Raw genomic sequence first — 4,712 nt, forward strand, 5'->3', positions numbered from 1 at the left:
CCCGCCGCATCGCGGCGGATGCCGGGCTGGCGCCGGAAAAGATCGAGGCGTTCATCGAAGCCGAGCGGTAGGCCTTCCGCCGGGCATATATCGAGAACCAGCCGATTCGAAGCTCAGCGAAGCAACAACAGAACGAACCCAAGGATCACGGTTCCCAGCAAACCGGCCACTATCGAAACAAAGCCGACCTTCACCAGCAAGTGCTCAGGGTTCGGCGCCGCACCATGGGATTGATTGGCCGGCCTGTGCCTGCCCGCCAATGCACCCAAAGCGGCAGCGTTGCGCGGGACTGGAGCCTGCGGCGGGATAAGCGACAGCAATGACAGCCCCGCAACCCTGGCAGGAGCATTATCATTGGCCGTTGTCGAAGGCGGCAAGAAGGCTCGCGGCGTTTCGGCTTCGGGTTTTGCCTTTCTCGCCGCGATCGTTGCCAACGCCGCCTCTTCGCCCGTCTCAAGTTGGGCAAGATAGGCATCGACGATGCCAGCCGATGCGATCTGCTGCGATTTGACGGCCATTGGCGCGGCCGGCAAAGTCAACAGCGCTGGCGCTGTCTGTTGTGCGAGCAGAGACGGCGCCGGCGGTTGGACCAGCGCCTTGACCAGTGCCGTCATGACTGGATCAGCCTGCCCCGAGGGCACGGCCTGCGGCGTCATCACTTCCCTGAGCAAGGCGGGAAGACGAGTGGAGGAAATGTCCATTGCGGCCCACCAACACCATTTTTCCGCCTCACAATAAGCGTTCAGCATTGTCTCAGGCTTGTCGCATGCTTGACCTCGCCGGGAATTTATGGCGATGAAATCCTCATGAACCCTGGCGTCCCCGCATGATGAACCGTTTCGAAGGCCCCGGCGGCAAGGAAGCCCGCATCCGCTATCTGGATGGCGACTTCCAGGTTACCAGTCCCGGCGCGTTCGTGCGTTGCGCGGTGACAGGCGAAAGCATTCCGCTCGACGAGTTGAAATACTGGAGCGTCGCCAGGCAGGAGCCCTACATCAGCGCCACCGCCTCGCTGCGCCGCGAAATCGAGATGCATCCGGAGCTGCGCAAGCGCGGTTAGAGCAGTTCGCCGTTTCACGGAACGGCGAACCGCTCTATCCCTTTGTTTTGACGCAATTCCGGAACGGAAAACCGTTTCACACTGTTCCTGGAATTGCTTTAGCCCTTCAGCTTGCGCTGGCGCCAGGCATCGAGCGTCTCGTCGATGATGCGCTCGGGAACGTGATCGAGTTCGAAGACCGTGTCGATCTCCAGCACCTCGAGCCGGTCGAGAAAGTCCTGTGGGGCGCCGTGGCGCAGCCGGGCCGCGTCCTTGGCGGTGGTGATGAGCACCAGCCCCTCAGTGCGTGCGGTCGCCGCCAACTCGGCAAGTTCGTCCTCGGCAAAGAAATGGTGGTCCGGAAACGGCCGCGTCAACGCCAGTTCGCCGCCGGCTTCGCGCACCGTGTCGAAGAATTTCTCGGGATGGCCGATACCGGCGAAGGCGAGGAACCGCTTGCCGGCAAGCCCTGCCTTGCCGCTTGGCTCTGTATGGGCCTCGAAGATCGGCCGGCCGGCGCGTGCGGCCTGGCGGACCACGCTGTCAGCGGCAGTGCCCTCGCCCATTTTCAACAGCCCGCTGGTGAAGACCAACTGGTCGACGATTTTGGCCCTGAGCGGCCCGCCCGGAATGACGCGGCCATTGCCGATCCCATAGCGCGCGTCGACGACGACCAGCGCGTAGTCGATGTGGATGCGGGCGCTCTGGAAGCCATCATCCATGATCAGGAAATCGCAGCCATTGCGTTCCAGCAGCAGCCGGGCGCCGGCGGCGCGGTTCGGTGTCACCGCCACCGGCGCGTGCTCGGCGAGCAGCAGCGGTTCGTCACCGACATGCCGGGCGCTGTCGTGATCGATATCGACGACATGCGGCTCGGCGAACGAGCCGCCGTGGCCGCGCGACAGGAAGCCTGGTTTGAGATGCATGCGCTTGGCCTGTTCGGCGAGCGCGATGGCCACCGGTGTCTTGCCGGTGCCGCCAACCGTGAAATTGCCGATGCACAGAACGGGTGCTTCGATCTTCTCGCGCTTGGCCCGCCGCATGCCGCGGCCCGCGGCGGCCGCATAGATGGCCGATAGCGGCGACAGTGCCAGGACCCGCCAGTCCGGCTCTTCCCACCAGAATGGTGGTGCTTCAGAGGCCACGCTAGCGACCGTTCGCGCCCTTCAGGCGCGACTTGACGACCAGCGGCTGGATATAGGGCTCAAGCGATTTCAGCGTGCGCGCCAGCGCGCCACGCATCTCGTCGACGGTCGCCACACCCGCCGCCATCATCTCGTGGCGCGCCACTTCGTTGGTCAGGAGGAAATTGACGGCGCCGGCCAGCATGTCGCGATCGCGCACCAGCTTGGCGCCGCCGCTGTCGAGGAGACGCTGGTAGGCCTCGCGAAAATTCTGAACATTGCGCCCGGCGAGAACCGCGGTGTCGAGCATGGCCGGTTCCAGCGGGTTCTGGCCACCCTCGGAGGTCAGCGAGCGGCCGACGAAGGCGATTTCGGTCAGCCGGAGATAGAGTCCCATCTCGCCGATCGTGTCGCCGAGCAATATATCCGTGTCGGCGGCTATCCTGTCGCCCTTGCTGCGTCGCGCGACCTTCAGGCCCATGCCGGAAATTTGTGCCGCAAGCGCCTCGCCGCGATCGGGATGACGCGGAACGACGATCGTCAGGAGACCATGGTGGCGCTTGTGCAGCGTCGCGTGGACTTCAGCCGCGACCACTTCCTCGCCGTCATGGGTCGAGATCGCCGCCCAGGTCGGGCGCGTGCCGATCTGCCGCCGCAGCGTCGCCAGCGCCCGTTCGTCGACGGGCGGCGGCGAGGTATCGACCTTGAGATTGCCCGACACGGTGACCGGCCGCGCGCCGAGCGCCAGAAACCGCTCGCCATCGACATCCGACTGCGCCACGACATGAGCCAGATTCTCGAACAACGCCTCGGCGATGTTGGCGCGTTTCTTCCACGACTTGAACGAGCGGTCGGACAGCCTGCCATTGACCAGCACCTGCGGCACGCGGCGCGCGCCAAGCTCGAGGATGGTCATCGGCCAGATCTCGGATTCGGCGATGATCGCCAGATCCGGCTGCCAGTGATCGAGAAACCGGCTGACCGCCGGCTTGAGATCGAGCGGTACGTATTGGTGGATGATCCGGTCACCGAGACGCTCGTCGGCGACCTGCGCCGAGGTGACCGTGCCGGTCGTCAGCACGATGTTGACGCCATAGTCGAGGATGCTTTCGACCAGCGGCACGACGGCTATGGTCTCGCCGACGCTCGCCGCGTGGATCCAGATCACCGGCCCGTCGGGGCGCGCGCGGCCGGCGACGCCATAGCGCTCGCGGCGGCGGTAGCGGTCTTCCTTGCCGCGCGAGGTGCGCCAGGCCACATAGGGCCCGACCAGCGGATAGGCGGCCGCACCCGCGAAACGGTATGCCGACAGCATGGCTCGCGCCCAGCGGCCGCTCATCGCGGGGCATCCACGAGACGGTAGGCCTCGGCGGTCGCGGCATTGAGCGCGGTCGTCACTTCCTGGCGCTTGCGCTCCATTTCGGCCTCATCGGCGCCGGCCGCCACGAAGATCGGCTGACCGATGACGATCGACGAACGGCCGAACGGCAGGTTGATGGTGGTCTTGTCCCAGCTCTTCTCCAGTACCTTGCGGCGGCTGGTGGTGATGGCGACAGGCACAAGCGGCCGGCCCGAGAGGCGAGCCAGGAGAACGATACCAAGCCCTGCGTCTCGCGGCGTGCCGTGCGGAATATCTGCGATCATGGCGACGTTCTTGCCGACGGCGAGCGACTTTTTCAGGGCGATAAGCGCTTTTGCCCCACCCTTGTCGAGGTGCCTGGCATTCTCCCGCCCGCCCGAGCCGCGCACCGCCTCGATGCCGAATTTTTCCAGCATCAAGGCGTTGAGCTCGGCATCGGCGCTGCGCGAAACCATGGCGACCAGCGGCTTGCGCTTGGGGTAATAGGCTGGCGTCAGCAGATGCTGGCCATGCCACAAGGCGATGATGCCAGGCTCGAATTCGGTATAGGCACCGCCCGAAAACCGTGCCGATCCCTCGACGACGCGATTGGTGAGGCGCACGAAGCGCACGAACTGGGCGAACAGGCTGGCGATGGCGTTCTTGACGAATCGCGACTGCGCCAGCGGTTGGCGAATCTTGCGCCAGAAGGCCTTGGTCGTGCGGCTGCGTCCCCTGCCCGTGGGCGCGGCATCGCTTGCTGGCCCTTTCGCCAGGTCATGCTCCATCGAAGTCAACCGGCAGCCTTGTTGTCGGGGTCCAGCAGCCGGTGCAGATGAACGACGAAGTAACGCATGTGGGCGTTGTCCACGCTGGCTTGCGCCTTGGCTTTCCACGCCGTGTGCGCGGATTGATAGTCGGGATAGATGCCGACGATATCGAGGCCCTCGAGATCGCGGAATTCGGTGCCGCCAAGCTTCTTGAGTTCGCCACCGAACACCAGATGCAAAAGCTGTTTCTTTCCGTCTTCCGCGGCCATGTCGGTCCTTCACATATCGTGAGTTTGTCACAGGTCTAGACCAAAGCCGCCAACTTTGGAACCTTTAGGGCGAGATGAATTCATCTCGCCGGGGAAAACGCCTTCACGCGTCCAGGCCGGCGATGACGCCGGCGAGCACAGCCAGCAATTCACCGCTGCCGGCAGCAAGGG

General features: G+C 64.6%; 6 protein-coding genes. 1 reads left to right on the forward strand and 5 read right to left on the reverse strand.

What is annotated here, in order from left to right:
- Nucleotides 1-113: 113 nt before the first annotated feature.
- Nucleotides 114-749, reverse strand: coding sequence for a hypothetical protein (locus EOC06_RS23505; protein WP_245469965.1), 636 nt, complete (start codon nucleotides 747-749; stop codon nucleotides 114-116).
- A gap of 77 nt (nucleotides 750-826) precedes the next feature.
- On the opposite strand from EOC06_RS23505, the gene EOC06_RS23510 reads away from it, so the two are divergent.
- Nucleotides 827-1,060 carry a DUF2093 domain-containing protein gene (locus EOC06_RS23510; protein ID WP_031213688.1) on the forward strand — a complete coding sequence of 78 codons (234 nt, stop codon included), beginning with the start codon at nucleotides 827-829 and terminating at the stop codon, nucleotides 1,058-1,060.
- A gap of 98 nt (nucleotides 1,061-1,158) precedes the next feature.
- Here the strand turns inward: EOC06_RS23510 and lpxK are convergent, their stop codons facing one another.
- The 4 genes from lpxK to EOC06_RS23530 are packed head-to-tail and all read right to left on the reverse strand — an operon-like array spanning nucleotide 1,159 to nucleotide 4,541.
- Nucleotides 1,159-2,184: a tetraacyldisaccharide 4'-kinase gene (lpxK, locus tag EOC06_RS23515; RefSeq protein WP_128308907.1), complete on the reverse strand. Its 1,026-nt coding sequence runs from the start codon at nucleotides 2,182-2,184 to the stop codon at nucleotides 1,159-1,161.
- 1 nt (nucleotide 2,185) lies between these two features.
- On the reverse strand, nucleotides 2,186-3,502 hold the full coding sequence (waaA, locus tag EOC06_RS23520; RefSeq protein ID WP_027038607.1) for a lipid IV(A) 3-deoxy-D-manno-octulosonic acid transferase: 1,317 nt from the start codon (nucleotides 3,500-3,502) through the stop codon (nucleotides 2,186-2,188).
- Nucleotides 3,499-4,290 (reverse strand): lysophospholipid acyltransferase family protein, encoded by a 792-nt coding sequence (locus tag EOC06_RS23525; RefSeq protein WP_127266858.1) that lies wholly within the window; start codon nucleotides 4,288-4,290, stop codon nucleotides 3,499-3,501. The genes waaA and EOC06_RS23525 overlap by 4 nt, the downstream gene beginning before the upstream one ends.
- 5 nt (nucleotides 4,291-4,295) lie before the next feature.
- Nucleotides 4,296-4,541: a DUF4170 domain-containing protein gene (locus EOC06_RS23530; protein ID WP_127257990.1), complete on the reverse strand. Its 246-nt coding sequence runs from the start codon at nucleotides 4,539-4,541 to the stop codon at nucleotides 4,296-4,298.
- Nucleotides 4,542-4,712: the final 171 nt, after the last annotated feature.

The sequence above is a fragment of the Mesorhizobium sp. M7A.F.Ca.MR.362.00.0.0 genome (assembly GCF_004023175.1).
In the GTDB taxonomy this organism is placed as follows: domain Bacteria; phylum Pseudomonadota; class Alphaproteobacteria; order Rhizobiales; family Rhizobiaceae; genus Mesorhizobium.